General features: G+C 73.7%; 26 protein-coding genes and 1 pseudogene. 15 read left to right on the top strand and 12 right to left on the bottom strand.

The features are described from left to right. Window positions 1–263 precede the first annotated feature (263 nt). Window positions 264–1,181 (bottom strand): NADP-dependent oxidoreductase, encoded by a 918-nt coding sequence (locus ABZ815_RS44875; RefSeq protein ID WP_357707850.1) that lies wholly within the window; start codon window positions 1,179–1,181, stop codon window positions 264–266. A 163-nt stretch (window positions 1,182–1,344) separates the two neighbouring features. Here ABZ815_RS44875 and ABZ815_RS44870 point away from each other — a divergent pair, with 163 nt between their 5' ends. Then, window positions 1,345–2,115 carry a methyltransferase domain-containing protein gene (locus ABZ815_RS44870; protein ID WP_357707848.1) on the top strand — a complete coding sequence of 257 codons (771 nt, stop codon included), beginning with the start codon at window positions 1,345–1,347 and terminating at the stop codon, window positions 2,113–2,115. 16 nt (window positions 2,116–2,131) lie between these two features. On the opposite strand, the gene ABZ815_RS44865 is transcribed toward ABZ815_RS44870, so the two are convergent. Beyond that, window positions 2,132–3,280 (bottom strand): NAD(P)/FAD-dependent oxidoreductase, encoded by a 1,149-nt coding sequence (locus tag ABZ815_RS44865; RefSeq protein ID WP_357707846.1) that lies wholly within the window; start codon window positions 3,278–3,280, stop codon window positions 2,132–2,134. 116 nt (window positions 3,281–3,396) lie between these two features. Between ABZ815_RS44865 and ABZ815_RS44860 the strand changes: the two genes are divergently transcribed. Continuing rightward, window positions 3,397–3,978 carry a helix-turn-helix domain-containing protein gene (locus ABZ815_RS44860; RefSeq protein WP_357707844.1) on the top strand — a complete coding sequence of 194 codons (582 nt, stop codon included), beginning with the start codon at window positions 3,397–3,399 and terminating at the stop codon, window positions 3,976–3,978. Window positions 3,979–4,002: 24 nt separating this feature from the next. Here the strand turns inward: ABZ815_RS44860 and ABZ815_RS44855 are convergent, their stop codons facing one another. Next, entirely contained in the window at window positions 4,003–4,392 is a 390-nt protein-coding gene (locus ABZ815_RS44855) for a PPOX class F420-dependent oxidoreductase (protein ID WP_357707843.1), read from the bottom strand. Between the two features lie 93 nt (window positions 4,393–4,485). On the opposite strand from ABZ815_RS44855, the gene ABZ815_RS44850 reads away from it, so the two are divergent. Further along, complete coding sequence (locus ABZ815_RS44850) at window positions 4,486–4,701, top strand: hypothetical protein (protein WP_357707842.1); 216 nt, start codon at window positions 4,486–4,488, stop codon at window positions 4,699–4,701. 52 nt (window positions 4,702–4,753) lie between these two features. Next, window positions 4,754–5,797, top strand: coding sequence for a M20/M25/M40 family metallo-hydrolase (locus ABZ815_RS44845; RefSeq protein ID WP_357707841.1), 1,044 nt, complete (start codon window positions 4,754–4,756; stop codon window positions 5,795–5,797). Window positions 5,798–5,885: 88 nt separating this feature from the next. Here ABZ815_RS44845 and ABZ815_RS44840 read toward each other — a convergent pair whose 3' ends face one another. Together ABZ815_RS44840 and ABZ815_RS44835 are read right to left on the bottom strand one after the other, a co-directional pair. Then, the gene (locus tag ABZ815_RS44840) at window positions 5,886–7,682 is read right to left on the bottom strand and encodes a CocE/NonD family hydrolase (RefSeq protein WP_357707839.1); all 1,797 of its coding nucleotides are present in this window, start codon (window positions 7,680–7,682) and stop codon (window positions 5,886–5,888) included. A 96-nt stretch (window positions 7,683–7,778) separates the two neighbouring features. Further along, on the bottom strand, window positions 7,779–9,065 hold the full coding sequence (locus ABZ815_RS44835; protein ID WP_357707837.1) for a cytochrome P450: 1,287 nt from the start codon (window positions 9,063–9,065) through the stop codon (window positions 7,779–7,781). A 113-nt stretch (window positions 9,066–9,178) separates the two neighbouring features. Between ABZ815_RS44835 and ABZ815_RS44830 the strand changes: the two genes are divergently transcribed. From ABZ815_RS44830 to ABZ815_RS44805, 6 genes are all read left to right on the top strand, one after another. Beyond that, window positions 9,179–10,195: a polysaccharide deacetylase family protein gene (locus ABZ815_RS44830; protein ID WP_357707835.1), complete on the top strand. Its 1,017-nt coding sequence runs from the start codon at window positions 9,179–9,181 to the stop codon at window positions 10,193–10,195. Window positions 10,196–10,998: 803 nt separating this feature from the next. After that, window positions 10,999–11,403 (top strand): GntR family transcriptional regulator, encoded by a 405-nt coding sequence (locus ABZ815_RS44825; RefSeq protein WP_357707833.1) that lies wholly within the window; start codon window positions 10,999–11,001, stop codon window positions 11,401–11,403. Beyond that, window positions 11,400–12,287, top strand: coding sequence for an ABC transporter ATP-binding protein (locus tag ABZ815_RS44820; protein ID WP_357707831.1), 888 nt, complete (start codon window positions 11,400–11,402; stop codon window positions 12,285–12,287). The genes ABZ815_RS44825 and ABZ815_RS44820 overlap by 4 nt, the downstream gene beginning before the upstream one ends. Next, on the top strand, window positions 12,284–13,339 hold the full coding sequence (locus ABZ815_RS44815; RefSeq protein WP_357707830.1) for an ABC transporter permease: 1,056 nt from the start codon (window positions 12,284–12,286) through the stop codon (window positions 13,337–13,339). The genes ABZ815_RS44820 and ABZ815_RS44815 overlap by 4 nt, the downstream gene beginning before the upstream one ends. Continuing rightward, window positions 13,336–14,754 (top strand): S41 family peptidase, encoded by a 1,419-nt coding sequence (locus ABZ815_RS44810; protein ID WP_357707829.1) that lies wholly within the window; start codon window positions 13,336–13,338, stop codon window positions 14,752–14,754. The genes ABZ815_RS44815 and ABZ815_RS44810 overlap by 4 nt, the downstream gene beginning before the upstream one ends. 12 nt (window positions 14,755–14,766) lie before the next feature. Beyond that, complete coding sequence (locus ABZ815_RS44805; protein ID WP_357707827.1) at window positions 14,767–15,921, top strand: alpha/beta hydrolase; 1,155 nt, start codon at window positions 14,767–14,769, stop codon at window positions 15,919–15,921. Here the strand turns inward: ABZ815_RS44805 and ABZ815_RS44800 are convergent. Genes ABZ815_RS44800 through ABZ815_RS44790 form a run of 3 tightly spaced genes read right to left on the bottom strand, consistent with a single transcriptional unit; the run spans window position 15,887 to window position 18,215 of the window. Next, on the bottom strand, window positions 15,887–16,108 hold the full coding sequence (locus ABZ815_RS44800) for a hypothetical protein (RefSeq protein WP_357707826.1): 222 nt from the start codon (window positions 16,106–16,108) through the stop codon (window positions 15,887–15,889). The genes ABZ815_RS44805 and ABZ815_RS44800 overlap by 35 nt on opposite strands. Before the next feature lie 44 nt (window positions 16,109–16,152). Continuing rightward, window positions 16,153–17,475, bottom strand: a complete 1,323-nt coding sequence (locus tag ABZ815_RS44795; protein WP_357707825.1) for an FtsX-like permease family protein — start codon at window positions 17,473–17,475, stop codon at window positions 16,153–16,155. Next, complete coding sequence (locus ABZ815_RS44790) at window positions 17,472–18,215, bottom strand: ABC transporter ATP-binding protein (RefSeq protein ID WP_357707824.1); 744 nt, start codon at window positions 18,213–18,215, stop codon at window positions 17,472–17,474. The genes ABZ815_RS44795 and ABZ815_RS44790 overlap by 4 nt, the downstream gene beginning before the upstream one ends. A 131-nt stretch (window positions 18,216–18,346) precedes the next feature. Between ABZ815_RS44790 and ABZ815_RS44785 the strand changes: the two genes are divergently transcribed. Further along, window positions 18,347–19,171 (top strand): TetR/AcrR family transcriptional regulator, encoded by an 825-nt coding sequence (locus ABZ815_RS44785; protein WP_357707822.1) that lies wholly within the window; start codon window positions 18,347–18,349, stop codon window positions 19,169–19,171. 4 nt (window positions 19,172–19,175) lie between these two features. Here the strand turns inward: ABZ815_RS44785 and ABZ815_RS44780 are convergent, their stop codons facing one another. From ABZ815_RS44780 to ABZ815_RS44770, 3 genes are read right to left on the bottom strand one after another with little or no spacing between them, the layout of a single operon-like run. Then, window positions 19,176–19,703, bottom strand: coding sequence for a GNAT family N-acetyltransferase (locus ABZ815_RS44780; protein WP_357707820.1), 528 nt, complete (start codon window positions 19,701–19,703; stop codon window positions 19,176–19,178). A 25-nt stretch (window positions 19,704–19,728) separates the two neighbouring features. After that, complete coding sequence (locus ABZ815_RS44775; protein WP_357707818.1) at window positions 19,729–20,325, bottom strand: TetR family transcriptional regulator; 597 nt, start codon at window positions 20,323–20,325, stop codon at window positions 19,729–19,731. Between the two features lies 1 nt (window position 20,326). Continuing rightward, a complete protein-coding gene (locus tag ABZ815_RS44770; protein ID WP_357707816.1) occupies window positions 20,327–20,716 on the bottom strand; it encodes a hypothetical protein in 390 nt (129 codons plus the stop codon). A 98-nt stretch (window positions 20,717–20,814) separates the two neighbouring features. Between ABZ815_RS44770 and ABZ815_RS44765 the strand changes: the two genes are divergently transcribed. Next, on the top strand, window positions 20,815–21,603 hold the full coding sequence (locus ABZ815_RS44765) for a class I SAM-dependent methyltransferase (protein WP_357707815.1): 789 nt from the start codon (window positions 20,815–20,817) through the stop codon (window positions 21,601–21,603). A 60-nt stretch (window positions 21,604–21,663) separates the two neighbouring features. Here ABZ815_RS44765 and ABZ815_RS44760 read toward each other — a convergent pair whose 3' ends face one another. Continuing rightward, window positions 21,664–22,428, bottom strand: a complete 765-nt coding sequence (locus ABZ815_RS44760; protein ID WP_357707813.1) for an NAD(P)-binding domain-containing protein — start codon at window positions 22,426–22,428, stop codon at window positions 21,664–21,666. A 187-nt stretch (window positions 22,429–22,615) separates the two neighbouring features. Here ABZ815_RS44760 and ABZ815_RS44755 point away from each other — a divergent pair, with 187 nt between their 5' ends. From ABZ815_RS44755 to ABZ815_RS44745, 3 genes and pseudogenes are all read left to right on the top strand, one after another. Next, entirely contained in the window at window positions 22,616–22,786 is a 171-nt protein-coding gene (locus ABZ815_RS44755) for a hypothetical protein (protein ID WP_357707812.1), read from the top strand. 14 nt (window positions 22,787–22,800) lie between these two features. Next, entirely contained in the window at window positions 22,801–23,526 is a 726-nt protein-coding gene (locus ABZ815_RS44750; RefSeq protein WP_357707922.1) for an ABC transporter ATP-binding protein, read from the top strand. Next, window positions 23,523–24,167: pseudogene (locus ABZ815_RS44745) on the top strand (ABC transporter permease); the annotation flags it as partial. The gene ABZ815_RS44750 and the pseudogene ABZ815_RS44745, both read left to right, overlap by 4 nt.

Genomic DNA, 24,167 nt, shown 5'->3' with positions numbered 1-24,167 from the left:
AGGAGGACGCGGGCGCGCCGAAACCGCCCGGTGAGAAGGACAGGGATTCGGGGACGACGAAACAGGGCCTCGCCGGCGGCGCTCACGCGCTCACGCCGGGGCCGATCAACCTCCGGTGTCACCCGGAGATGTCGTCGTCACCTGCCATGTCCGGTCTCCTGGTCGTGGATCACAAGCGTTTCCCGACGTAGCCTACGCGGCCCCGGCAGGCGACGCACCCCGTGGGGACGGCGGGCGGCCTGCCGTACTGCCCGTCGCCCGATCTAGGGCCGGAGCACGATCTTGCCGTGGGCGTGGCGGCGTTCCAGCTCGCCGAAGGCGTCCCGCACCCGCTCCAGCGGGTACACGCCGGCGATCGGCACCTCCAGCTCGCCCCGCGCGGCGAGCCGGGCCAGCTCCCCCACCACGACGGCGCAGGCGGCCGCACCCTCCCCGAACGTCCGCGCGCCGACCCTGGCCGCGCCCGCCCAGTCGCAGATGGTGTCGATGCGCTCGGGCCGCACGCCCAGCTCGACCGCGAGCTCCACGTAGCCGTCCCCGTAGGTGTCGATGAAGGCGTCCACGTTCCCGCCGGAGGCCGCCCTGATCCGCTCGGCCACGCCCTCCCCGTACGCCACCGGCACGACGCCGTGCCCCTTCAGCCAGGCGTGGTTCGCCTCGCTCGCCAGCCCGATCACCGTCGCCCCCCGGCGCCGCGCGAGCTGCACGGCGATGGACCCGACACCGCCCGCCGCCCCGGACACCACCACCGTCTCCCCCGGCCCGGGATCGACCGCGAACACCGTGGCGTACGCCGTCGTGCCGGCCACGTACAACGACCCGGCGACCTCCCACGGCAGTCCCGCCGGGCGCAGGGTCAGGGCCACGTCGTCCACCACGACGAACTCGGCGTGGCTCGCCCTGCCGTGGGTGAAGCCGAGCACCTCGTCGCCCACCGCGAACCCGCGCACCTCCGGACCGGCCTCCACCACCACACCGGCCAGATCGCTGCCCTGCCCGGACGGGAACGTCGCCGGCCAGCGCCCGTGCCGCGCCCCCTGGCGGATCATGCTCTCGCCGGGCTGGATCCCGGCCGCGCGCACCTCGACCAGCACCTGACCCGGTCCCGGCACCGGACGCCCGACCTCCTCCACCCGCAGGACGTCGATCCCGCCGTACTCGTGGAACCGCACAGCCTTCATCGCCTGATCACCGCTCTTCCTCCTCGGGGCCGGTCCTCGGATCGGCCGCACCCCACCATGCCCGCACCCGGCCGCCGGAGGAACGGAGCGCTCTTCCCAGGACCGGCGATCCTAGGGAGGGCCACTTGACTTCAAGTGGACTTGAAGCCGCAGGATCCCCCACATGACCAAGAACCAGACGACAGGCCGTACCGGCGAAGAGACCGACGCGCTCATCGCCCTGCTGGACATGGCGGACAACATGCCCGGGGCGGGCGAGCTGCGTGCGCGTTCCTACGAGTTGCTCGACCTCGTCCCGGAGGCGGCGGTGGCCGACGTCGGCTGCGGATCGGGCCGCGCGGTGGCGGAGATGGCCGAGCGGGGCGCGCGGGCGATCGGCGTCGACCCCGACGAGCGGATGATCAGCGTGGCGGGCGGGCGCTGGCCGGCCGGTGAGTTCCGGGTGGCGCAGGCGTACGAGCTGCCCTTCGCCGACGGCGAGCTGCGCGGCTACCGGGCCGAGAAGGTGTTCCACGTCCTGGACGATCCCGCCCGCGCCGTCGCCGAGGCGCGGCGCGTGCTCGCCCCCGGCGGGCGGATCGTGCTGCTCGGACAGGACTGGGACACCTTCGTCATCGACTCCGGCGACGCCGCGCTCACCCGCCGGATCGTGCACGCCCGCGCCGACCTCGTCAGGGCGCCGCGCGTGGTCCGCCGCAGCCGCAACCTCCTGCTGGACGCGGGCTTCACCGACGTCACCGTCGAGGTGCGCACCACGGTGTGCACCGACGCGACGATGGTGCCCGCGCTGGCCGATCTGGCCGGGAAGGCGCGCGCGGCCGGGGCCGTCACCGACGAGCAGGCCGAGACCTGGCTCGCCGAGCAGCGCGAGCGCGGCCGGACCGGGCGGTTGTTCCTCGCCCTGCCGATGTTCGTGACCGCGGCGACACGCTAGCCCACCTGCGCCTGGGTCAACGGCGGGGCGGGGCGAGAGCGGCGAGCTCGCCGCTCTGGTGCCGTTCGAGCAGGGCCTCGGCGCCGTGCTCAAGGGCCCGGGCCGCCTCCGCCGCGCGCGGGAGCATGGTCGTCTCGTACGCGGCCACGGCCTCGGCCACCGTGGCGGAGCCGGCCAGCGCGAGGGCGAGCTCGCAGGCGTCGAGCATGGCCAGGTTGGCGCCGGCGCCGAGCGGCGGCATCAGGTGGGCGGCGTCGCCGAGCAGGGTCACGGACGGCGACCGCTCCCACGCGTGCGGGACGGGCAGCGCGAACAGCGGACGGTCGACGTACCGCCCGTCGTTGCCGCTGATCATGCGCAGCAGCGACGGCGACCAGCCGGAGAAGGCGTCGAGCAGCCAGGAGCGGATTCCGGCGGTGTCGCCGGCGTTCAGGCCGTTCGCGGCGATCCAGCCGGCGGGCAGGCGCTGGATGACGTAGACGCGGATGTGGTCGCCGCCGTTGCGCTGGGCGAACAGGGCGCGGTCGCCGTCGGCCGCGGTGGCGCCGCCCTGGCCGACGAGCTCGGCGAGGTCGGGGTGCGCGTTCCCGACGTCCTGGAACCACGCCTCCAGGAAGGTGACCCCGGTGTAGCGCGGCACGGCCGCCGACACCGCCGGCCGCACGCGGGAGAACGCGCCGTCGGCCCCGACGACGAGGTCCGCCTCGACGGACGTGCCGTCGGTGAAACGCACCCGCCGCGGGCCGCCGGCCGGGCCGGTGACCTGCTCGACGGCCTGGCCCCACCGCACGGTCCCCGGTTCCAGCGAGCCGAGCAGCAGGTCGCGCAGCGCGCCCCGGTCGATCTCCGGCTTGAACAGCTCGTCCTCGGCCGGGACGTGGTGGTCCAGCAGCCGTCCGGCCGGGTCGAGCAGGCGCATCTCCTGCCCTTCCGGGCGGGCCAGCCGGAAGAAGCCGTCGAGCAGGCCGGCCTCGCGCAGGGCGACCTGCCCGTCGTCGGCGTGCAGGTCGAGCGTGCCGCCCTGGTCGCGCGCCCGCGGGTGGGGGTCGCGTTCGTGCACGGTCACGGGGATGCCGTGCCGCTGCAGGACGCGGGCGCAGGTGAGCCCGCCGGGGCCTGCCCCGATGACGTGGATCCGCGCGGCGGCGGGTGCGGGTGAGCGCATGGCTGAACCTCTCGTTCAGAGGGCCGGGTGGGTACGGTCCCAGAGAAGCAGAACAAGTACAAAAGTGCAACCGGTCCACTTATTGCCTCATGCCACCTTTTGCTAGGGTGGGCGGCATGGACACGCCACCCGTCACCGGCCGCCGCGAACGCAAGAAGGCCGCCACCCGCAAGGCCATCGCCGACGCCGCCCTGCGGCTGTTCCTGGAGCGCGGCTACGACCGGGTGAGCGTCCGGGACGTCGCCGAGGCGGCCGACGTGTCGACCACCACGCTGTTCAAGCACTTCCCGAGCAAGGAGGCGCTGGTCTTCGACGAGGAGGAGGACCGGGAGGCGGAGCTGGTCGCGGCGGTGCGCGGGCGCCCCGAGGGGCAGAGCATCGTCGAGGCGCTGCGCGGGCACGTGCTGGCGTCCTGGCCGCCGCTCGCGGCCCATCCGCTGCGGGCCGAGTTCACCGCGCTGGTGGAGTCCACGCCGGCGCTGCTGGAGTACTACGAACGGATGTGGACCCGGCACACCGCCGCCCTCGGCACGGCCGTCGCCGAGGACGCGGGCGTGGCCCCCGACGACGTCGCCTGCCACGCGCTGGCCCGGTTCGTCCTGGAGACGCCGGCGCTCACCCGGGGGCGGAAGGATCTTCGCGGGGCCGTCGAGCAGGTCTTCGACCTCCTCGCGCACGGCTGGCGTCCGCCGAGCTGACGGCCGGACGCCGGCCCGCGCCCCTCAGACGATCCGCGACGACCGCCCTCCGTCGATCCCCCACGAGACGATCCTGGTGGGCGTGATCGTGATGACCTCCCGCGAGAAGTACGGCACCGGCGGCTCATGGTCGGTCGAGGCCACCGCCGTGCCCCGGATCTCGATGCCGCGCACCACCCACGGGTCGACCGAGGCCAGGTCGTCCACGACGAGGGCGACCGTGCTGCCCCGCTGGACGTTCCTGAACTTCTTGGAGGCGCCCATCGCGTGCCCGCCGATGGTGATCGTGCCCGAGGCGGCGTCCACGAAGAAGCCCACGGGGTTGTTCTGCACGTCTCCGGAGGGGGAGACGGTGGCCAGGCGGCCGAGGTGCTGTCCGGCCAGGTAGTCGAGCTCTGGCTGCGTGAAAATCATGGGGGAAGTATGCAACGTTGACACCGGCGTCATCCCAAATCACCTCATGGGGCGCGGATCGCTGTCACAGGCGCCCGGTGGCCGGCATCTCCTGTGCGACCGGCCACGACGGCGGCGGACGACAGGTCCTGGACGGCCTGGGGCAGCGGCGACTCCTGGGCCCGGGTGCGCGAGCACCACGACGACGACCAGATCGTCGCGCTGGTCTCCCTGATCGCCATGATCAACGCCAACAACCGGCTCAACGTGATCGTCCGCAACCCGGGCGGCTCCTACGAGCCCGGCATGTTCACCGGCCTGGCGAACTGACGCCGGCACGTCGCCCCGGACGGGGGCCGGGGCGATGTGTCAGCATGCGGCCATGAGCGACGACGATCTGATCGAGTTACGCCGCGAGATCCACCGCCACCCCGAACCGGCCGGCCAGGAGCGGCGCACCGCGGCCCTGGTCGCGGACGCGCTGCGGGCGGCGGGCCTGGAGGTTCGGACGGGCGTGGGCGGCCACGGCGTGGTGGCCGTCCTGGACGCGGGCGACGGGCCCGCCATCGGCTACCGGGCCGACATGGACGCGGTCGCCGTGCCCGGCGGCGCGGAACACCTGTGCGGGCACGACGTGCACACCGCGATCGGCGTGGGCGTCGCGCGGGCCCTGGCACGCGAGCAGTCCTCGGGCCGGACGGTCTTCTTCTTCCAGCCCGCCGAGGAGACCTGCGAGGGCGCCCGCGCCATGATCGCCGACGGGGCCCTGGACGCGGTCCCGCCGCAGGAGGTGTACGCCGTGCACTGCGCGCCTCTGCCCACGGGGACGTTCGCGGTGGCCCCGGGGTTCGGGCACCCCGGCCAGGACATCTTCCGCATCGAGGGCCTGTCGCCCGAGGAGGCGCGGCGGTTCGAGGCCCTGGTCGAGGGCCTGTCGACGGTGACCCCGCCGACCACCCCCGAAGGCATGGCCCGGCTGGCGGCCGACATGCGCGTCCCCGGCGGCCCGCTGGCGACCTTCGTCCACGCCCAGGCCCATCGCGAGCCGGACGCGGTGCAGGGCTGGGTCCGGGCCTGGCCGGACAGCCGGTACGACGACATCCGCTCGCTGCTGCGCGCCCAGGCCGGGGACCGCGTACGGTTCGTCGGGCGTCATCCGGCGTCGGTCAACTCGCCGGAGCACGCACGGGCCGGCGCGCGTCACCTGAACGCCATGCTGCTGAACGCCTCCTATCCGTTCAACGGGGAGGATTTCGGACTTTTCCTGGAGCGGGCTCCAGGAGCGATGTTCTTCTTCGGCGTCGGCGAGGAGGGCACGCCGCACGCCCCGGACTTCGCGGCGGACGAGCGTGCCGTCGGCCTCGGCGTCGAGGCGGTGACCGGTTTCCTGCGCACCCGTGGTGACCGTCACGGCGTCGAGCCCTGACGACCCGCATCGCCCTGGCAGCCTGCTCGGTCCTGCTGCCGGCCGTACCCTCCGCCCAGGCGGCCGCCGCGGCGCGCTTCCGGCCCGGTCAGTGGCGGGACACCCGCAGCGGGAAGGTGCCGGCGCCGACGCCGCCGAGGGTGGTGGTGTAGGCCGCGAGGTACCGGTCCAGGTACGGCGAGCGGTCGCCCTGGGTGGCCACGTCGGACCGCGCCGACAGCAGGTCGAGGCCGAGCCGCGCGCCGGAGACCCTGATCGTGTTGCCCGAGGGCACGTCCAGCCAGCCGTTGGACTCGATGGTGCCGATCTGGACGCCCAGCCGGTGCCCCCGCTCGAACGTCCAGTCGGGCGACTTCAGGTCGAACGCGGCCGGGCCGGCGCGCTCCAGCAGGGCGACGTTCTCGTCGAACATGGTGGCCCGGCCGTCGGGGGCGACGTCCCACAGGCGGACCATCACGTTCCCGCTCGTGCTCGCGTCGAGCCTGATCCTCGGCGTGCCGGTGAGCCTGAGCTTCTCGGCGGCGGGCGTGGACCAGGTCCAGAAGCTGCTCGATGCGGCCGCGCTCTGCCTGGCCGAGTTCTTCTCGGCGGTGGTGAGCGGTTCGAGGGGCGGCGCGTGCTCCATGTCCCAGCGGCCCGAGGGGGTCGAGGTCGCCGTCGCGGCGCCGCCGCCGTCGTCCAGGTACGCGCCGGCCGACAGCCGGGCCTCGTACGACGTCGTGGCCACCGGCCAGGTCGGCTGGGCGCGCCACAGGCCGAGGCTGTCCTCGACCGCGTACGCCGGGTCGGCCACCGAGGGCCGCACGCCGCGCAGGTACTGGTCGTAGAACCGCATCACCTCGTCGAACCAGCCCGCGCGCCCTTGCAGCAGCCGTCCCTGGGCGTCGGTGTCGTTGCCGCGCACGTGCTCCCACTGGCCGAGCCAGCCGCGTTCGCGGCCCCGGTGGTTGGCGAGGTAGACCTCCATGTCCTCGGGCTTGGTGTTGGGCTCGATGAAGCCCTGGGTGACCAGCAGCGGCGTGCTGGTGCCGGACGCCCGGTCGGCCAGGTTGCGCGCCCGCCAGTAGGCCGAGCGCAGGTCGGGATTGTTGTTGTTGGTGACGTTGTCGGTCAGGCAGGCGGGATGGGCGGTCTCGTACTGGGCGTTCGCCTTGTACCGGTCGCTGTCGTCGGCCATCGGCGGCATCGTCGCGATCGAGTTGTACGCCTGCGGCGTGCCCGTGACGTTGGGCCGCGGGACCTTGTTGCTGAACAGGTAGTTGTACATGTTCCAGACCGGCTCCTGGGCGACGACCGCCTTCAGGCTCGGCAGCCTGAGATTGTTGCCGACCAGGCCGGTGACCGCGTCGTAGGACTTGCCGTACATGCCGACCTTGCCGGACGACCAGGGCTGGGCCGCCGACCACTCGACGGCGGCCCGCACGTCGGCCTGCTCACCGGGGCCGACCCAGTCCAGGCAGCCGGTGCTGCCGCCGAAGCCGCGCAGGTCGACCATCACGAAGGTGTAGCCGCGGGCCATCAGCCCGGCGCCGTCGACGAAGTCCTGGAAGCGCGCCGACGGGCCGACCCGGTCCCAGCCTTCGGGGCCGGTCTGCCCGGCGTGGGCGAAGTAGGGGCCGACCGAGACGATCACCGGCGTCCGCGCGGCGGCCGGCAGGTACGCCGGGCGCAGCACGTCGGCGTGGAGCTCGACGCCGCTGCCGTCGGAGGAGGGGAAATACGCCTCGGTCCAGGCGGCGCCCACGGGGACCCGGGGGTTCTCCTCGTGCGTCACCCCCGGGGCGGCGGTCCGGGCCGAGGCGGGCGGGCCGCCGGCGGTGAGGGCGGTGAGGGTGACCAGGGCGCCGGCCGCCACAGTGGCCGTCGCCTTTCCGCGGATGTTCATCGACTCTCCCATGCATGGGCGGCGTCCGAACGAGCGTGCATCACTCATATGCCAGCGCGCACGCCGAGGCAAGACCCGCCACACCCGTCCGGCGCGTCAGCGGGGGCGGCGGCCGGTCAGGCGCATGCGGATGTCGTGCTCGGCCCACAGCACGAAGCGTTCGACGGGCGTCACCGGATGGTCCTCGACCGGCTCGAAGGCGAACCTCCTGAGCAGCACGGCGAGCACCAGCTCGGCCTCGACCATGGCCAGGCTCGCGCCCTCGCAGCCGCGCGGCCCGAGGCCGAAGGGAAGGTAGGCGTAGCGGTGGCGAGCGGCCTGCGCCTCGGGGGTGAACCTGTCGGGTCTGAACGCGTGCGGGTCCGGCCAGTGGCGCGGATCGAGGTGGACGGCCCAGAAGGGGTAGAAGATCGTGGTGCCCGCCGGGACGTGGTGGCCGCCCAGGGTGAGGTCCTCGGTGGTCTCGCGGGCGCCGTACGGGCCGGGTGGGTAGAGGCGCATCGACTCCTTGAGCGCCATCTCCAGGTACGGCAGCCGTCGCAGGTCGGCATAGTCGGGGGCGGCGCGCTCGCCCAGCACGTCGTCCAGCTCGGCGGTCACCAGCGCGGCCGGGCCGGGGTTGCGCGCGAGCAGGTGCAGGGTCCAGGAGACGGCCACGCCGGTGGTGTGGTGGGCCGCGAGCATGATCATGAGCACGGTGTCCCTGATCCGGGCGGGCGACATGTCCGCCTTCGCCAGGGCGGTCACCAGTTCGCTGCCGCCGCGGGCCAGGACCCCGTCCACGACCTCGCGCAGATACGCCAGCGCCCGCTCGCCGCGCGCCCGGTCGTCGTCGCGCTCGTACAGGCGGCCCAGGTGCACGGTCAGCACGGTCTCGAACGCGCTCACCACCCGGGCCGGGTCGGCGAGGCCGCCGCCCAGGGCGTACTGGGCGATCATGCGCAGGGACAGCTCGCTCAGGTCCTGCTGGAGCGCCACCGGGCCGTCGGCGGCGCGGCGTTCCCAGCGGTCGGCCAGCTCGGTGGCCAGGGTGACGAAGCCGGCGAAGTGCGCCTCGTGCGACCGGCGGCCGGCGAGGACCGAGAGCAGGACCCGGCGGAAGGGGCCGTGCTCGTCGGCGGGCAGCGTCTGCAGGTTGCCGGCCTCGCACAGGGGGGCCAGGAACTCGAAGAGCTCGTCGGGGCGCTCGTCGATCGCGGCCGTGGCCTCCAGCAGCACGGGGTCGGCCACCGAGATCGCCGCCGGTACGCCGGGGAGCTGGAAGCGCACCAGCGGGCCGTACCGCTCGTGCAGCCGGAGCTGGTAGGTGTGCAGGCCGCCGGCGGCCGCGACGGCGCTCAGCCCGCCGTCCGGCGCGGGAGGGGGACCGGGGATGTCAGGCACCTGGCCACCGTCTCGCGTACGCGCCCGCCCGGCAAGTACGCCACCCGGACCGAGAATTGACGGAGGTCGTCCCGTGCTGCACGATCGGTTGGAAGATTTCCGGCCTACCTTCGGTGCGCGGGCCGGCCGAGGCGCTGGAGGCCGTCCTGCCCATGCCGGTGCTGCCGGAGAACGACGTCGACCTGGCCGCGGTCGCCGAGCCGCACGAGCCTCCACCTACGAAGGGTTCCCTGATGACGCTCGCCTCCCGGCTCGGCCACGCCCCCGACGACCGGCTGCTCATCGTCAACGCCGACGACTACGGCATGAGCCGGTCGGCCAACCTCGGCATCACCTCCCTGCTGCGGGCCGGGGCGATCAGCTCGGCCACGGTGATGACGCCCTGCCCGTGGGCGCCGCAGGCCGTCGCCGAGGCCGCGGGCTTCGACGTCGGGGTGCACCTGACGCTGACCAGCGAGTGGGAGGGCTACCGCTGGGGCCCGGTCACCCGCGACCGGCCCGTCCCCACGCTGGTGGACGAGACCGGCTACTTCTTCCGCGACTGCGCCTCCTTCGAGCGGTCCGCCGACCCCGACGAGGTCCGCGTCGAGATCGTCAACCAGATCCGCAAGGCCGTCGCGCTCGGCCTGGACCCCTCGCACGCCGACAACCACATGGGCAGCCTGTACGGCCTGGCCACCGGCCGCCACTTCCTCGACGTCGTCCTGTCGGTGTGCGCCGAGTTCGGCCTGCCCTTCCGCCTGCCGCGCTCGCTGGAGGGCACCGGCGCGCCGGAGGAGCTGGAGCCCGTGGCGCGGGCCCTGGCCGCGATGGCCGACGAGGCCGGGGTGGTCATCCTCGACCGCCTGTGGTCGCTGCCCTTCCAGCAGGCCGACGGCGACGACTACGAGTCGCTCAAGAAGGACATGATCGGCCTGCTGCGCTCGTTGCGGCCGGGCGTGACGGAGATCTACATCCACCCCTTCGAGGACACCGACGAGCTGCGCGCGATCATGCCGGGCGCGGCCAAGCGCGGCTGGGAGCTGGCCCTGTTCACCGACCCCGACGTCCGGGAAGTCCTGGACGGCGAGGACGTCAAGCTGATCGGCTGGCTCGACCTGCGGGCGGTGCAGCGCGGAGAACGCCCCTGACCTCGGGCGTGGCGGCGGCGTACGAGGGCCGGGGCCGGCCGGGCTTGGGGTGGCGTTCGGCCTGGTCGACCCGGCGCCACCGGGCTCCTGCGGGCCGTCAGTCCGCTTCCAGGACGAAGAACACGAAGGCCGGGAACCTCGTGCGGGTGGGCTCGATCTCGCGGAGCTCCTCGGCGCGCCGGCCGGTCACGTCCCCGGCGAGCTCCAGCATCGCGGGCCGCTCGTAGCAGGCGGGTGCGCAGGCATACGGCGTTCGTCACCGAGTGGGTGCCGGGCTGCAGGTTGAGTGGCGGCGGGCCGCGTGGGGGACACGCCGGGAGTCGGGCGGTGCCGTTGTCCCGGTACACGCCATCGCACGATGGCCGGCCGTCTTCGTCATCGCCGCCGCCATCCCGGCGGGAACGGGCTCGTCAACCGCGGACGTTGTCGTCGAAGTTCGGCTCGTGGAAGAGCGGAGCGTTGGCCGCGGGCGGCACCTGGAGGTATTTCCAGTCGGTGCTGTCGTGGCCGAGTACGGTGACGACCTTCTGCCGCCTCCTGGCCCGTGTGGCCTTCGTCGGCTACATGCTGCTACTCGGCCTGATGTCCGCCGATCCACCCCTCCCCCGCCGGACGGCGGCGGCCCTTCTCCTGTGGACCGTCGTGGCGGCCGCGGCCGCGCTCGCCCACCGGATCACGTCCAGGGGGCACTGGCCGTTCAGACGCGGGCCCGGCGTCTGGATCAGCGCCCTCCTCGCCTCCTGTACAGCGCTCCTTATGATCCTTTAACATCTGGGACTCTAAAGTGCTAGCAGGCTAGATAAATGGAGAAGCCGGTGATCGAGTTCCACCTGGACAGCAGGTCGGGCGTCTCGCCGTACCTGCAGCTGGTCCAGCAGGTACGGCACGCGCTGCGGCTCGGCGTGCTGCGCGAGGGCGACCAGATGCCGACCGTCAAGGAGGTCGTGGCCCATCTGGCGATCAACGCCAACACCGTCCTGAAGGCCTACCGCGAACTGGAGCACGAGGGCCTGGTCGCCGCCCGGCCGGGGGTGGGGACGTTCGTGACGGCGACGCTCACCAACGCCTCGCTGGCCGCGCACGGCCCGCTCCGGCTGGAACTGCGGCGCTGGCTCGCCAAGGCCCGCCGCGCCGGCCTCGACGACGAGAGCATCGAGGCCCTCTTCATGACCACCTTTCGGACCGCCGCTCAGGAGGACATAGCGTGAACAGTGTCTTGAAGGCCCAGGGACTGGGCCGCAAGTACGGCAGGCGCTGGGCGCTGCGCGAGTGCACCGTCGACGTCCCGGCGGGATACGTCGTGGGGCTGGTGGGCCCCAACGGAGCCGGCAAGACGACGCTGCTGAAGCTGGCCAGCGGCCAGTTGGAGCCGTCGGCGGGCGGCATCACCGTGCTGGACGGCCGTCCCGCGGGCGGCCCGGCGCAGCTGGCCAAGGTCGGGTTCGTCGCCCAGGACACCCCCGTCTACGCCGGGCTGAGCGTCGCCGATCATCTGCGGCTGGGCGCGCGGCTCAACCCCCGCTGGGACGCCGCCATGGCGCGGGACCGGATCGCGCGGCTCGGTCTCGATCCCGCCCATCGGGCGGGCAGGCTGTCGGGCGGCCAGCGCGCCCAGCTCGCCCTCACCCTGGGCCTGGCCAAGCGGCCCGAGCTGCTGATCCTGGACGAGCCGGTCGCCTCGCTCGACCCGCTGGCCCGCCGGGAGTTCCTCCAGGGACTGATGGAGGCCACGGTCGAGCACGAGTTCAGCGTGGTGCTCTCCTCCCACCTGGTCTCCGACCTGGAACGCGTGTGCGACTTCCTGATCGTGCTCGTCGACTCCCGCGTCCAGGTGTCCGGGGAGGTCGAGCACCTGCTGGCCACCCATCACCGGCTCACCGGCCCGCGCCGCGATCCCGACCGGCTGCCCGCCGACCAGCACGTAGTCTGCGCGCGCCACACCGACCGCCAGAGCACGTACGTGATCCGCACCGAGGCCCCCATCCACGACCCCGCCTGGACGGTCACCCCACTGGGCCTGGAAGACCTCGTCCTGGCCTACCTGGACAAGCACAGCGCGGACCGGCGAGTCGCCCTGGAGGTGCGCCGATGATCTGGCTGACCTGGCGCCAGTTCCGCGGTTCGGCCGCGGCGACGGCCGCCCTGCTCGTCGTCCTCGCCGTCGTCCTGGCCCTGACCGGCCCCGGTTTGGCCTCCGACTACTCCGCCGGGATCGCGGCCTGCGTCCAGGACGACACCTGCGACCGCTTCTACAACCGTTTCTTCGGCGGGCACGAGACCTCGTTCATGGGCCTGACCCTCGTCGTGCTGCTCCTGCCCGCCCTCGCCGGGGTCTTCTGGGGAGCACCGTTGATCACCCGCGAGCTGGAGGCGGGCACGCACCTGATGGTGTGGAACCAGAGCATCACCCGCGGCCGCTGGCTGGCGGTCAAGCTCGGGCTCATGGGCCTGACCGCCGTGGCCGTCGCCGGTCTGTGCGGTCTCATGGTGACCTGGTGGTCCAGCCCTCTGGACAGGTCAGCCTCCGAGAGCCTGGCCCTGATGGCTCCTCTGGTGTTCGGCGCGCGCGGCATCGCCCCGCTGGGGTACGCGGCCTTCACCTTCGTCCTCGGCGTGACCGTGGGCATGCTGGTACGCCGCACGCTGCCCGCCATGGCGCTGACGCTGGCCGTCTTCGCCGCCTTCCAGTTCGCCATGCCGCTGCTGGTCCGGCCGCACCTGATGCCCCCGATCACCGCGACCTTCGAACTCGGCAAGGCGAACGTGGACGGCATCGGCATCAACCGGGACCGAGGCGGATATGTGGAGATCCGTCTGAGGTCGGCGGTTCCCGGTGACGCGGGAGCCTGGGTGCTGTCCACCGACCTGCTCGATCCGTCCGGGCGCGTGCTCGGCGGCGACGGCGGCGACGGCGGCTATGGCACCGCCCGGGTGTCCACCACGTCGGGGCCCTGCGCGCCGTCGGCGGGGGCCGGGGGCGGCTGCATGGTCGAGCTCAACCGGCTCGGCTATCGGCAGCGGGCCACCTACCAGCCCCTTGAGCGCTTCTGGCCCTTCCAGTGGATCGAGACCGGGATCTACGCCCTGCTCGCCCTCGGCCTGTCGTGGTTCTGCTTCTGGTGGATCCGCAGGCGCCTGTCATGACCGTCACCAGGATCGCGTCCGCCGGGCTCGTCCTCCTCCTGGCGGCGGCCTGCACGGCCCCGACGCCGCCGCGTGGCCAGGCGAGCGCGGCAGCCGGTACGGTCTGCGCGCCGCCCCAGGGAGCTCCCGGCCCGGAGACGGCCACCACGATCGACGTCATCGAACAGGCCTACTTCTGCATCCTCGGCACCTACTACAGCGGCGCCACGCTGGACGCCCGCGCGCTGCTGAGCGCCGGATTCGCCGCCCTGATCCGGGAGCTCAACCGCAACGGACGCGACCTGCCCGAGGCCACCATGCCGGCGCTGACCGGCGACCGCAGGACCGACTGGGCCGCCTTCGAGGCCGCCTACCGCAGGATCACCGATCAGGTCCCCGACCTTCGCGACAAGCTGGCCGTCGTCACCCTTGAGGCCATCGTGGCCGCCCTCGGCGACGACCACGCCCGCTGGGCGCACGACATCAAGCAGCCCCCCGACCACTACGACGGCGACGGCTACGGCCTGGGCTTCCTGGCCAACGTCAACGGCCCGCAGGCGGACGGCGACCCCGGCGTCGCCGTCCCGCCGGTGTTCGTCACCGCCGTGGAGGGGGGCGCGGCGCGGGCGGCCGGGCTGCGGCCGGGCGACGTCATCGAGTCGGTCAACGGATCGGCGCCGTTCATCGACGGGAAGGCCACCCCCGCGATCGCCGCCCTCCACCCGGCGTACCCGGAGGCGCGCCCGGTCCGGTTGCGGCTCCTGCGGCAGAGCACCGGCCGCCGCTGGAACGTGACGCTCAAGCCCGGCCTCTACCAGCGGGACTGGGCCACCTTGCGAGTGGTGACCTCGAAGCTGCTGGACGACGACGTCGCCTACGTACGGCTGCGCGGGTTCGCCCCCGACTCCGCGGACCGGGTACTGAAGGCGATCGCCAGAATGCGCACCGGCCGTCCCCTGTCCGGCGTCGTGCTGGACCTGCGCGGCAACGGCGGCGGCAGTCCTGTGGAGGCGACCCGGCTGGTCAGCGGGTTCGGCCACGGCAAGGTCACCGCCTACCAGTGCACCGTGGACGGCAGGTGCGAGACCTCGCGCACCGACGACACCGTCGAACTGATCGGCCTGCCGCTGGTGGTGCTCATCGACCGCGGCTGCGCCTCGGCGTGCGAGCACTTCAGCTCCGCGATCAAGGACCTGCGCCTCGGCCGGCTGGTCGGCACCAGGACCGCCGGCGTCATCTCCGGCCCGGCGCGGCCGTTCCTGCTCGCCGACAACACCACCCTGAGCTTTCCCGTCAGGCACCACCTCGGGCCCGATCGCGAGGTGATCGACCGGATCGGCGTGCCGCCCGACCACCACGTGCCGCCGACCCCGCGGGACGCGGCCGCCGGGCGCGACCCCGCGCTGGCCAAGGCCCTCACCTTGCTGGAGGAGTGAATGGACCTCTCGATGAGACGGCTCCCGGCGGTCGCCGCGGGACTGGTCGTCCTGGCCGCGTCCGCCTGTTCCGCGCCCATGCCGCCCCGGTCCGCCGTGCCGTCGGCCGCGCCGGCCGGGCCCGCCACGCTGCCCGCCCCCACCGGCGCCCATCCGGTCGGCACCACCGCCCTCTACCTGAAGGACGCCCTCCGCCCCGACCCCTGGAACCTCGACGTCGACGCCAGGGAGCTCAAGGTCACCCTGTGGTATCCGGCCGAGCGGCGAGACGGGCGGCGGGCGGCGTACATGACACCGCAGGAGGCGGAGCTCGGCCTGCGGCGCCTGGGGGTCGGGAGCGTGCCGGACGGCACGCTCAGCGGGACGCGCACCAACGCCGTCGCCGACGCCGAACCCGCGGGCCGGAACCTGCCGCTGGTGGTGTTGTCCCCCGGCTTCACCAATCCGATGAACACGCTCACGTCCCTGGCCGAGGACCTGGCCAGCCGCGGGTACGTGGTGGCCGGGATCGACCACACCTACGAGAGCTACGCCACGACCCTCCCCGGCGGGCGGGTCGCCGAATGCCTGGCCTGCGACAGCGACACCGACCCGGGCTTCGGCACGGGGGTGGTCGCGGGACGGGCGGCCGACGTCTCCTTCGTGCTCGACCAGCTTCCGGCGAAATGGCGTGGGTCCGACCTGATCGACCGATCCAAGATCGCGATGGTCGGCCAGTCGATCGGCGGGGCGAGCGCCATGGCGACCATGGTGCGGGACTCCCGCGTGCGCGCCGGCGTCGACATGGACGGCACCACCTACGCCCGCATCCCCAAGAACGGGTTCTCCCGGCCGTTCCTGTTCCTGGGGTCGCCGCAGCACGTCCCCGGCGGTCGCGACACCTCGTGGGAGCGGGACTGGAAGCTGCTGACCGGGTGGAAGCGCTGGCTCGTGTTGTCGGGGGCGGAACATCAGTCCTTCACCGACGGGCCGCTGATGGCCGGCGCCCTCGGGATCAGGCCCGCCTCCGGCGTCCTGCCCGCGGCGCGCGCGGCCGAGCTCACCCGCACGTACGTGGCCGCCTTCCTCGACCTGCACCTGAAGTCGAAGCGGCAGCCCCTCCTGGACGAGCCGTCCTCGCGCTACCCCGAGGTCAGATTCTGCCCCGCGGCGTGCGGGCCGCGATGACGTCGAGCTCCGGCACCACCTTCCGGCCGACCAGGACGGCGGTGACGGCGGCGGCCGGCCTGGCGATCCTGGAGCGCACGGTCAACGGCCGGCCCGGCCTGGTGGCCCAGCAGGACGGTGTGACCGTGGCGGTGATGGCCTTCGAGGTGGCGAACGACCGGATCAGCCACTTCTGGGCCGTACGCAACCCCGACAGGCTCCGCGCCTGGACGGCGGGCTGCCCCCCGCCGGTCAGGGGGCGGACATCGCCTCGACCGGCCCGACCCGCAGCGCCCCCGCGGCCGTGGGGATCGAGGCCGCCAGCACGAGCAGCAACGCGCCCCCGGCGACGGCCGCGTACGTCCAGCCGGGCCCGGCCGCCATCGGCGAGCCGGTCCTGACCAGGTTGTACGGCACGGTGGTCGCCGCGGCGGCGACCGTGCCGAGCACGACGGCCAGGAGCGCGGTCACCACGCCCTCGGCCACGACCGTCGCCATCACCTGCCCTCGGGTGGCGGCCGACAGCCGCAGCAGCCCGAACTCGCGGCTCCGGCGGCGGGTGGCGGCGATCAGCGTGTTGACCACGACGATCGCCGTGAACATGATGATCATGGCGACGACCAGGTAGTTCACCGGGGCGAGCCGCGCGCTGACGTCGGCGGCGCCCCGGTGGAGGCCGTCCTCGGTGCTCTGCATGGACAGCGTGCCGCCGGCGATGCCGACCAGGAGGATCAGCGGCCCGGCCACGCTCCCGGTGTGCTGGGCGCGGGCGTGCAGGTTGCGGACGGCCAGCCGCCCGGACGCGCCCAGCCTGGCCTCGGCCAGCCGGCCGACCGGCCGTACGGCGACCGGGCTGAGCAGGGCCAGGCCGACCGCGACGGCGACGCCCGCCGGGCCCGCGGTGCTGGACAGCAGGGGGCCGTCGTCCATGAACAGGGTCGTCACCGACAGGCTCAGGCCCAGTGCCAGCAGCAGCGCGCCGGCGACGACGCGGCCCCGGCCGAGTGACCGGCCGGGCGCGGCGGCGGCGAGCGCCCGCACCGGCGGGATGGACGCGGCGCGCCGGCTGGAGATCATCGCGGCGGCCAGGGCGGCGGCCAGGGACGTGCCCGCGCCGATCGCGACGCTCGGCCAGCCCGCCACCGGCTCGACGCCCGCCTCGACGAGGCCGCCGTCCGCCAGCCGGGCCAGCACGACCGCCCCGAGCCCGGCGCCCGGCGGCAGCCCGGCGGCGATCGCGGGGACGGCCACGAGGAGCGTCTCCAGCACGACGTTCTGCCGGATCTGGCGCGGGGTGGCCGCGATCGAGCGCAGCAGGGCCAGCTCGCGCTCGCGGTGCCCGATGGTCAGCGACACGGTGGACACGACGCCGAAGGCCACGATCGCCAGGGTCCAGCCGCCCAGGATGGCCGGCAGCATGACGAGGAAGCCCTGGTCGCGGCTCGTGCCCAGGCCGGTCTCCAGCAGGCTCGCGAACGCCGTGAGCAGCGCGGTGCCGGCCGCCATGACGGCGGCCGAGGCCAGGTAGGACGCCCGGTGGGCGCCGATCGTGCCGAAAGCCAGCCGCCACCTCATCGCACGCCTCCCGCGTGGACGGGCGCCGACAGGCGGGCCATGCGGGCCGCGACCGTGGCGGCGTCGGGGCGTGTCAGGTGGTCCACGACGCGGCCGTCGGCGAAGAACACCACGACGTCGGCGTACGAGGCGGCCACCGGGTCGTGGGTCACCATCACGATCGTCCGTCCCTCCTGGGCGGCGGCCTGGCGCAGGAGGCCCAGCACCTCGCGGGCGGCCTGCGTGTCGAGCGCGCCGGTCGGCTCGTCGGCGAACACGACGGCCGGTTCGCCGAGCATCGCGCGGGCGATGGCCACCCGCTGCTGCTGGCCGCCGGACAGCTCGCCGGGCCGGTGTCCCGTCCGCTCCCCCAGGCCGAGCCGGGTGAGCAGCGCCCGTACCCGCCGCCCGTCGGCGCGGCGGCCGGCGAACTCCATGGGCAGCGTCACGTTCTGCGCCACCGTCAGTGTGGGCACCAGGTTGAAGGACTGGAAGACGAACCCCATCCGCTCGCGCCGCAACCGGGTCAGCGCCGCCTCGTCGAGGCCGTCCAGGCGGTGGCCGTCGAGGACGACCGATCCGGAGTCGGGCCGGTCCAGACCCGCCGCGCAGTGCAGCAGCGTGCTCTTGCCCGAGCCCGACGGGCCCATCACGGCGGTGAAGGTGCCGTGCGGGATCGCCAGGGACACGTCGTCGAGCGCGGTCACGGCGGTGGCGCCGCCGCCGTGGAGTTTCGTCACATGGTGGAGTTCAAGAGCCATTTTCGTCACAGAATTGACGTACGGTGCACGAGTCATAAATACACCGTACATCAATTGCCGATTAATGCGGCTTTAAAGGGATGAAGTATAATTTCGTCACAGAATTCGGCGGTGACGAAAAGGGGCGCTACGTGGCGGCGTGCGAGGTGTGCGGGCGGGAGCTCCGGACGGCGGAGCGGGGGCGGCCCCGGCGCTACTGCTCGCGCGCCTGCCGCACGAGGGCCTACCGGGCGCGGCTCGCCGAGCCCCCGCCCGCCGAGGAGCCCGCGGCCCCGGCCGGACGGGCCGCCGAGGCGGCGCTCGACCAGGGCCGGGTCGTACGGGCCGCCGTCGCGCTCGCCGACCGGGAGGGGGTCGCCGCGGTGTCGATGCGCCGGATCGCGACGGACCTGGGCGTCGGCGTGATGTCCCTCTACCGGTACGTCCCGAGCCGGGAGGAGCTCAACGACCTCATGGTGGACGCCGTCTTCGCCGCCCGCCCGCTGCCCGAGCCGGGGCCGGACGGCTGGCGGGCCAGGCTGGAGCTGTCCGCGCGGCTGGAGTGGGAGCTCTACCGGCGGCACCCGTGGATGTCGCACCTGGTCGCGGTCACCACCCGGCCGCCGGTCGCGCCCGCGCTGATGGCCTACACCGACTGGCGCATGCGCGCGCTCGACGGCCACGGGCTCGACTTCGCCACGCTCGTCCAGGTCGCCATCCTGATCGGCACGTACGTGCAGAGCGCCGCCGTGCCGCTCGCCCACGAGGCGCAGGCCGCACGTACCAGCCGGCACTCGCGGCGGGAGTGGGCGCGGGCCCGCAAGGAGGCGTTCGCGCGCAGCATCGGGGCGGAGCGGCTGCCGATGGTGTCGGAGTTCGGGGACGAGGCGTTCGAGGCGTCGGAGCCGGAGAACATCTTCGAGTTCGGCATCCACCGCCTGCTCGACGGCATCGAGCTGCTGCTGCGGCGCGGGTGAGCGGCTATTCGGGGCCGGTGGGCACCCGGTAGCGGCGTTTGCGCTCGGTGAGGTCGAGGAGCCGGCCGCCGTTGGCCTCGATGACCCGCCGGGAGGCGGTGTTCGTCCGGTCGCACATGACCAGGGCGTGGGCGATGCCCAGCCGTCGCGCGATCGGCAGCGCCGCGGCGAGCATCGCCGTCGCGTGCCCCAGCCGCCGGGCGCCGGGGCGCACGTCGTAGCCGATGTGGCCGCCGAGCCTCTCCAGCTCAGGGGTGAGCCGATGGCGGACGGCCAGCCTGCCGAGGAAGCGGTCGCCGTCGGCCCACCACAGCGTGGTCATCGGCACGAAACCCGCGCGCGTGCCCGCCTCGGTGCGTTCGCCGAGCAGCCGGCCGGCGTACGCGGCGAAGGCCGCCGGGTCGGTCAGGGCCTCGGGATCGACGTCCTGGACGAACCACGGGACCGGGAAGTCCCGGTCGGCGCGGAACTCGGCCACCGCCTCCAGGAAGGACGTCCGCAGCCCGGCCGTGGGGTCGATGAGATCCGGCATGCCGGCCATCATGCCCGACGGCCGGTCAGGACGAGCGGGGTGTTCCGGCGGTGGCGCGGTCGAAGAGGTCGACGAGCTCGTCCGCGCAGTGGCCGGGGTCGAGGCCGCCGGCGACGCGGTCGGCCACGGCGTCGATGCAGGCGCGCAGGGACGTGGCCATCAGCACGCTGTCGAACGCCCGGAACGCGCCGGTGCGCTGGCCGTCCTCGAACAGGGCGGCCAGCCTGGCGACGGCGGCGTCCTGCTCGCCGCCCCCCACGGGCGCGCGGCCGAACGCGATCTGCTGGACCGCGCGCACGTGGGCGGGGTGGGCGGCGATGAAGGCGATGTTCGCCCTGATGAACGCCTCAAGCCGGGCACGGGCTCCGGACGCGGCCTCGATCGCCGGCCGCATGAAGGCGGCCGCGTCGGTGACGACCTGCCGGACGACGGCCTCGAAGAGCTGCTCCTTGGTGGAGAAGTGGTAGGAGATCAGCCGTTTGCTGCTCAGCCCGGCATGACCGCAGATGGCCTCGAACGTGGTCTCCGCGTAACCCCGTTCGGCCAGCACGGCGATCGCGGCGGAGGCGATCTGGGCCTTGCGGGCCTCGGTGGCCGCCTGACGGGTTCCGGAGCTCTCCATGTCAGCCCAGCTTGCCACGCTTCGGGAACGCGGCGCGCACGGCACGGCGGTTGACGACGACCGCGACGGCGGCGACCAGGACGCCGACCACCGCCTGCTCGGCCTTCATCCACACCGGGTAGCCGCTGTCCGGCGCGAGGAGGATGACGACGACGCCGATCGGCGCGGCGAAGGAGACGAAGCGGATGCGCACGTAGGCGGCCCGCCTGCCCTGGGCGGCCTGCCCGGCCAGGGAGACGAGCCAGGCGGAGGCCGCGGCGACGGCGGCGGCGCGCAGCCACACCACCCAGTTGCCGCCGACGACGGCGGCCACGCCCAGCGTGGCGATCGAGAGGACGAGTACGACGGCGAAGAGGATCCGGACGAGCCGCCAGACCTGAGAGTTATCCATATGGATAAATTTACACGCCCGGATAAAGAAGTGCGCAGTCCTTCGCGGTGGAGTGATAATCCGTTGCCGCCCGCGCGGCCGTACGGTCACGATCGACGATGACCGTGACACGAGAGGTACTGGCCTACTACGCACAGGGCCTGGAGCACGACCGGCTGCGCCAGGGGCGCGGCCGCCTGGAGTTCTGGCGCACCCAGGACGTGCTGCGCCGCACGCTGCCGCCGCCCCCGGCCCGGGTCCTCGACGTGGGCGGCGGCACCGGCGTGCACGCCGAATGGCTGCTGGCCGACGGATACGAGGTGGAGCTGCTGGACCCCGTGCCGCTGCACGTGGAGCGGGCGGCGCTGGTGCCGGGGCTACGCGCCGCGACGGGCGACGCGCGGCGGCTGCCGGTTCCCGACGGCGGCGTGGACGCCGTCCTCCTGCTGGGCCCGCTCTACCACCTGTCCGAGCGGGCCGACCGGGTGCGGGCGCTGAGCGAGGCCCGGCGTGCCGTTCGGCCCGGCGGCGTGGTGGCCGCGGCCACCATCAACCGGTACGCGGCCGTGCTCGACACCGTGAACCTGGGCACCTACCTGGAGGAACGGCAGCGGGAGGCGGCCCACGCCGCCGCGGCGCACGGCGTGATGCTCTCCCCCCGGCGCGGCTTCCCGGCCTACTTCCACCACCCGGACGAGGTTCCCGCCGAGTTCGCCGACGCCGCTCTGCCCGAGGCCGCCCGGTACGGCCTGGAGGGCACGTTCTGGCTGCACGGCGACGTGAACGACTGGCTCGACGACCCCGGACGCCGGGCCCTGCTCCTGGACGCCCAGCGCTCGATGGAGTCGGAGCCCTCGCTGCTGGGCGTCAGCGGACATCTGCTGACCGTCGCCCACCGGCCCGGCTGAGCCCGGACCGCTCCTGGACGACCAGGCCGCCACACGTCCCTGGCGCCGGGGCGCCCGCGGTCAGGTGAGGCGGTCGAGCAGGTCGTCGAGCGTCTCGGCGAGGGCCTCGGACCTGGCCGGGGTGAACCAGGTGGTGCGGACGCGTTCGTTGCTGCCGTTCGGGGTCTCGTGGTCGGCCGCGAGCCGGGCCAGGGAACGGCTCTCGTCGCCCAGCGCCCGCCCGAGCTCCTGGAAGAGCCCGCGGACGTAGCCCTCGGCGACCTCGGGCGGGACGCCGTGCCCGGTGGCCCACGTGCTGAGCGTGGCCAGGTAGGACAGGTGGGTGGTGAGCGTGGCCGTCAGCGCGGAGAAGACGTTGAAGGCCGCCTCGTCCTCGGCCGCGAGCACGCCGCCCAGCCGTCCGAAGAGGGCGTCGGTCGCCGGGTGCGCCGGCCAGGTCACCGTGACGGAGTCGCGTTCGCGGACGGCGGGCAGGGGGATGGCGCGCACCAGGGTGGCGCCGGTGTCCAGGATCTTGCGCAGCTCCTCGACGGACACGCCGGCCATCACGTTGACCACGATCGTGTCGTCGTCCACGCGCAGGCCGGCCAGCGCCTCGTGCCGGTCAGGGGGGCGCACGGCGACGACGACCAGCTCGGAGCGGTCCACGACCTCCTGGTTGGAGGCGCACACGTGCACGTCCTCGTAGCGCTCCGACAGCTCCGCCGCCGCGTGCGCTCCCCGTGGCGAGAGGAACACCTCGGGACGCTCGCCGGGGCCCTCGCACAGGCCCGTCACGATGGCCCGGCCGATCTCGCCCACCCCGATGACGCCGATCCGCTTCACAGTGTCTTCCTCCGAGATGCATGGTCTTGTGCCTGACGTACTACAGCAGTCTGTACCGTCCTTTCGGTTGCTGGCGGGATTCATCGCGGCGGCCGATGTCCGTAGCGTCGTCTTCATGAGCGATCCGTACAGAATTGACACATATGACCGTTCGGCGCACCGCCCTCGGACCCGGACGCGGCGACCGGTGTCGCGTGCCCTGCTGTGGGTGCTGGCGGTGTGCGGAGCCTCGGTGAACGTGGTGGCCAACATCGTCACGCGAGGCGATCTGAACCCCGTCGGGCTGATGGCGGGCGTGGTGGGCGTGGGCGCCATCGCCGGGCTCATCGTCCTGCACCTCGCCGGGCGCCGATCATGAGCGCGGGCACGGGCATGGGCGCGGTCGTCATGCTGGAGCGGGTCAGCAAGACCTACGGGGACGTGGTCGCCCTCGACGACGTCTCGCTGGCCTTCCCGCGCGGCCGGTTCGTGGCCGTGATGGGGCCGTCCGGCTCGGGCAAGAGCACCTTGTTGCAGGCCGCCGCCGCCTTGGAGCCGCCGACCTCCGGCGAGATCACCATCTGCGGCGTCGAGGTCACCCGCATGTCGGAGACCCGCCGCACGGAGTGGCGCAGGAAGCACCTCGGTTACGTGTTCCAGTCCTACAACCTGCTGCCGACCGTCACCGTCGAGGACAACATCACGTTGCCGCTGCGGATGGCCGGCGTGCGCCCGGACCGGGCCTGGCTCGGCGAGCTGATCGACCGGATGGGCCTGCGCGACCGGCTGCGGCACCGGCCCACGGAGTTGTCGGGCGGGCAGCAGCAGCGCGCGGCGATCGTCCGGGCCCTGGCCGCGCGCCCGGACGTGGTGTTCGCCGACGAGCCCACCGGGGCGCTGGACCTGCGCAGCGCCGCCCACGTGCTGGACCTCCTGCGCGAGCTGGTCGACGACCTGGGCCAGACCGTCGTCATGGTCACCCACGACCCGGCCGCCGCGGCCCGCGCGCACGACACCGTGGTCATGGCCGACGGGCGGGTCCTCGACGTCCTGCCCGCCCCGAGCGCCGAGGACCTGGCCGTCCGGCTGGCCCGGCTGAGCGCGGAGCGGGTCGCGTGATCAGGCTCGCGCTGGCGCTCGCCAAGGCGGGCGGCCTGGTCGTGGTGTTCGCGGCGGTGCTGGGCGGGATGGCGCTGGTGACGGCGACCGGCGTGCTGGTGGACTCGGCCTTCCGCGCTCAGCCGCCCCTGCGGCTGTCGGGCGCGGACGTGGTGGTCTCGGCGCGGCAGTCGATCCCCCTCAAGGAGGAGCCGGACATCGCGCTGCCCGAACGCGCCCGGCTCCCCCGCTCGCTGGTCGCCTCGGCCGCCGGGGTGCCGGGGGCGGCGGCCGTGGCCGGCGACGTCGGCTTCCCCGCCGCCGCCGCCGTCGTCGTCGTCGGGACAACGGAACACCCGGCCGGTGACGCCGGGCGTACCGCCGATCCCGCGACCGCCGGGCACGGATGGTCGTCGCTCGCGCTGAGCGGCCGGGTCACGGCGGGTCGCGCGCCGCGCGCCGCCGACGAGATCGCCGTGAGCGGCGGCCGGGTCGGGGACCGGCTGCGGGTGACGGCGGCCGGCACGCCCGCCACCTACCGGGTGACGGCCGTGGTGGACACCCCGGGCGTGTACTTCCCCGACGACGTCGCCGCCACGCTGGCCGCCCGGACGGCCGGCAGGCCGGGGACGGTGGACCTCGTCGCGGTCCGGGCGACGCCC

Source organism: Nonomuraea sp. NPDC047529 (assembly GCF_040642995.1).
Lineage (GTDB): Bacteria > Actinomycetota > Actinomycetes > Streptosporangiales > Streptosporangiaceae > Nonomuraea.
Note: the sequence above shows the minus strand (reverse complement) of the source record. Positions and strands in the feature narration are given on the sequence as shown.

Bases quoted from the DNA above. Each gene is read 5' to 3' on its own strand.
- ABZ815_RS44875 (WP_357707850.1), bottom strand. From the start codon at position 1,181: ATGAAGGCTGTGCGGTTCCACGAGTACGGCGGGATCGACGTCCTGCGG.
- ABZ815_RS44870 (WP_357707848.1), top strand. From the start codon at position 1,345: ATGACCAAGAACCAGACGACAGGCCGTACCGGCGAAGAGACCGACGCG.
- ABZ815_RS44865 (WP_357707846.1), bottom strand. From the start codon at position 3,280: ATGCGCTCACCCGCACCCGCCGCCGCGCGGATCCACGTCATCGGGGCA.
- ABZ815_RS44860 (WP_357707844.1), top strand. From the start codon at position 3,397: ATGGACACGCCACCCGTCACCGGCCGCCGCGAACGCAAGAAGGCCGCC.
- ABZ815_RS44855 (WP_357707843.1), bottom strand. From the start codon at position 4,392: ATGATTTTCACGCAGCCAGAGCTCGACTACCTGGCCGGACAGCACCTC.
- ABZ815_RS44845 (WP_357707841.1), top strand. From the start codon at position 4,754: ATGAGCGACGACGATCTGATCGAGTTACGCCGCGAGATCCACCGCCAC.
- ABZ815_RS44840 (WP_357707839.1), bottom strand. From the start codon at position 7,682: ATGAACATCCGCGGAAAGGCGACGGCCACTGTGGCGGCCGGCGCCCTG.
- ABZ815_RS44825 (WP_357707833.1), top strand. From the start codon at position 10,999: ATGGAGAAGCCGGTGATCGAGTTCCACCTGGACAGCAGGTCGGGCGTC.
- ABZ815_RS44815 (WP_357707830.1), top strand. From the start codon at position 12,284: ATGATCTGGCTGACCTGGCGCCAGTTCCGCGGTTCGGCCGCGGCGACG.
- ABZ815_RS44810 (WP_357707829.1), top strand. From the start codon at position 13,336: ATGACCGTCACCAGGATCGCGTCCGCCGGGCTCGTCCTCCTCCTGGCG.
- ABZ815_RS44805 (WP_357707827.1), top strand. From the start codon at position 14,767: ATGAGACGGCTCCCGGCGGTCGCCGCGGGACTGGTCGTCCTGGCCGCG.
- ABZ815_RS44795 (WP_357707825.1), bottom strand. From the start codon at position 17,475: ATGAGGTGGCGGCTGGCTTTCGGCACGATCGGCGCCCACCGGGCGTCC.
- ABZ815_RS44790 (WP_357707824.1), bottom strand. From the start codon at position 18,215: ATGGCTCTTGAACTCCACCATGTGACGAAACTCCACGGCGGCGGCGCC.
- ABZ815_RS44780 (WP_357707820.1), bottom strand. From the start codon at position 19,703: ATGCCGGATCTCATCGACCCCACGGCCGGGCTGCGGACGTCCTTCCTG.
- ABZ815_RS44775 (WP_357707818.1), bottom strand. From the start codon at position 20,325: ATGGAGAGCTCCGGAACCCGTCAGGCGGCCACCGAGGCCCGCAAGGCC.
- ABZ815_RS44770 (WP_357707816.1), bottom strand. From the start codon at position 20,716: ATGGATAACTCTCAGGTCTGGCGGCTCGTCCGGATCCTCTTCGCCGTC.
- ABZ815_RS44765 (WP_357707815.1), top strand. From the start codon at position 20,815: ATGACCGTGACACGAGAGGTACTGGCCTACTACGCACAGGGCCTGGAG.
- ABZ815_RS44750 (WP_357707922.1), top strand. From the start codon at position 22,801: ATGGGCGCGGTCGTCATGCTGGAGCGGGTCAGCAAGACCTACGGGGAC.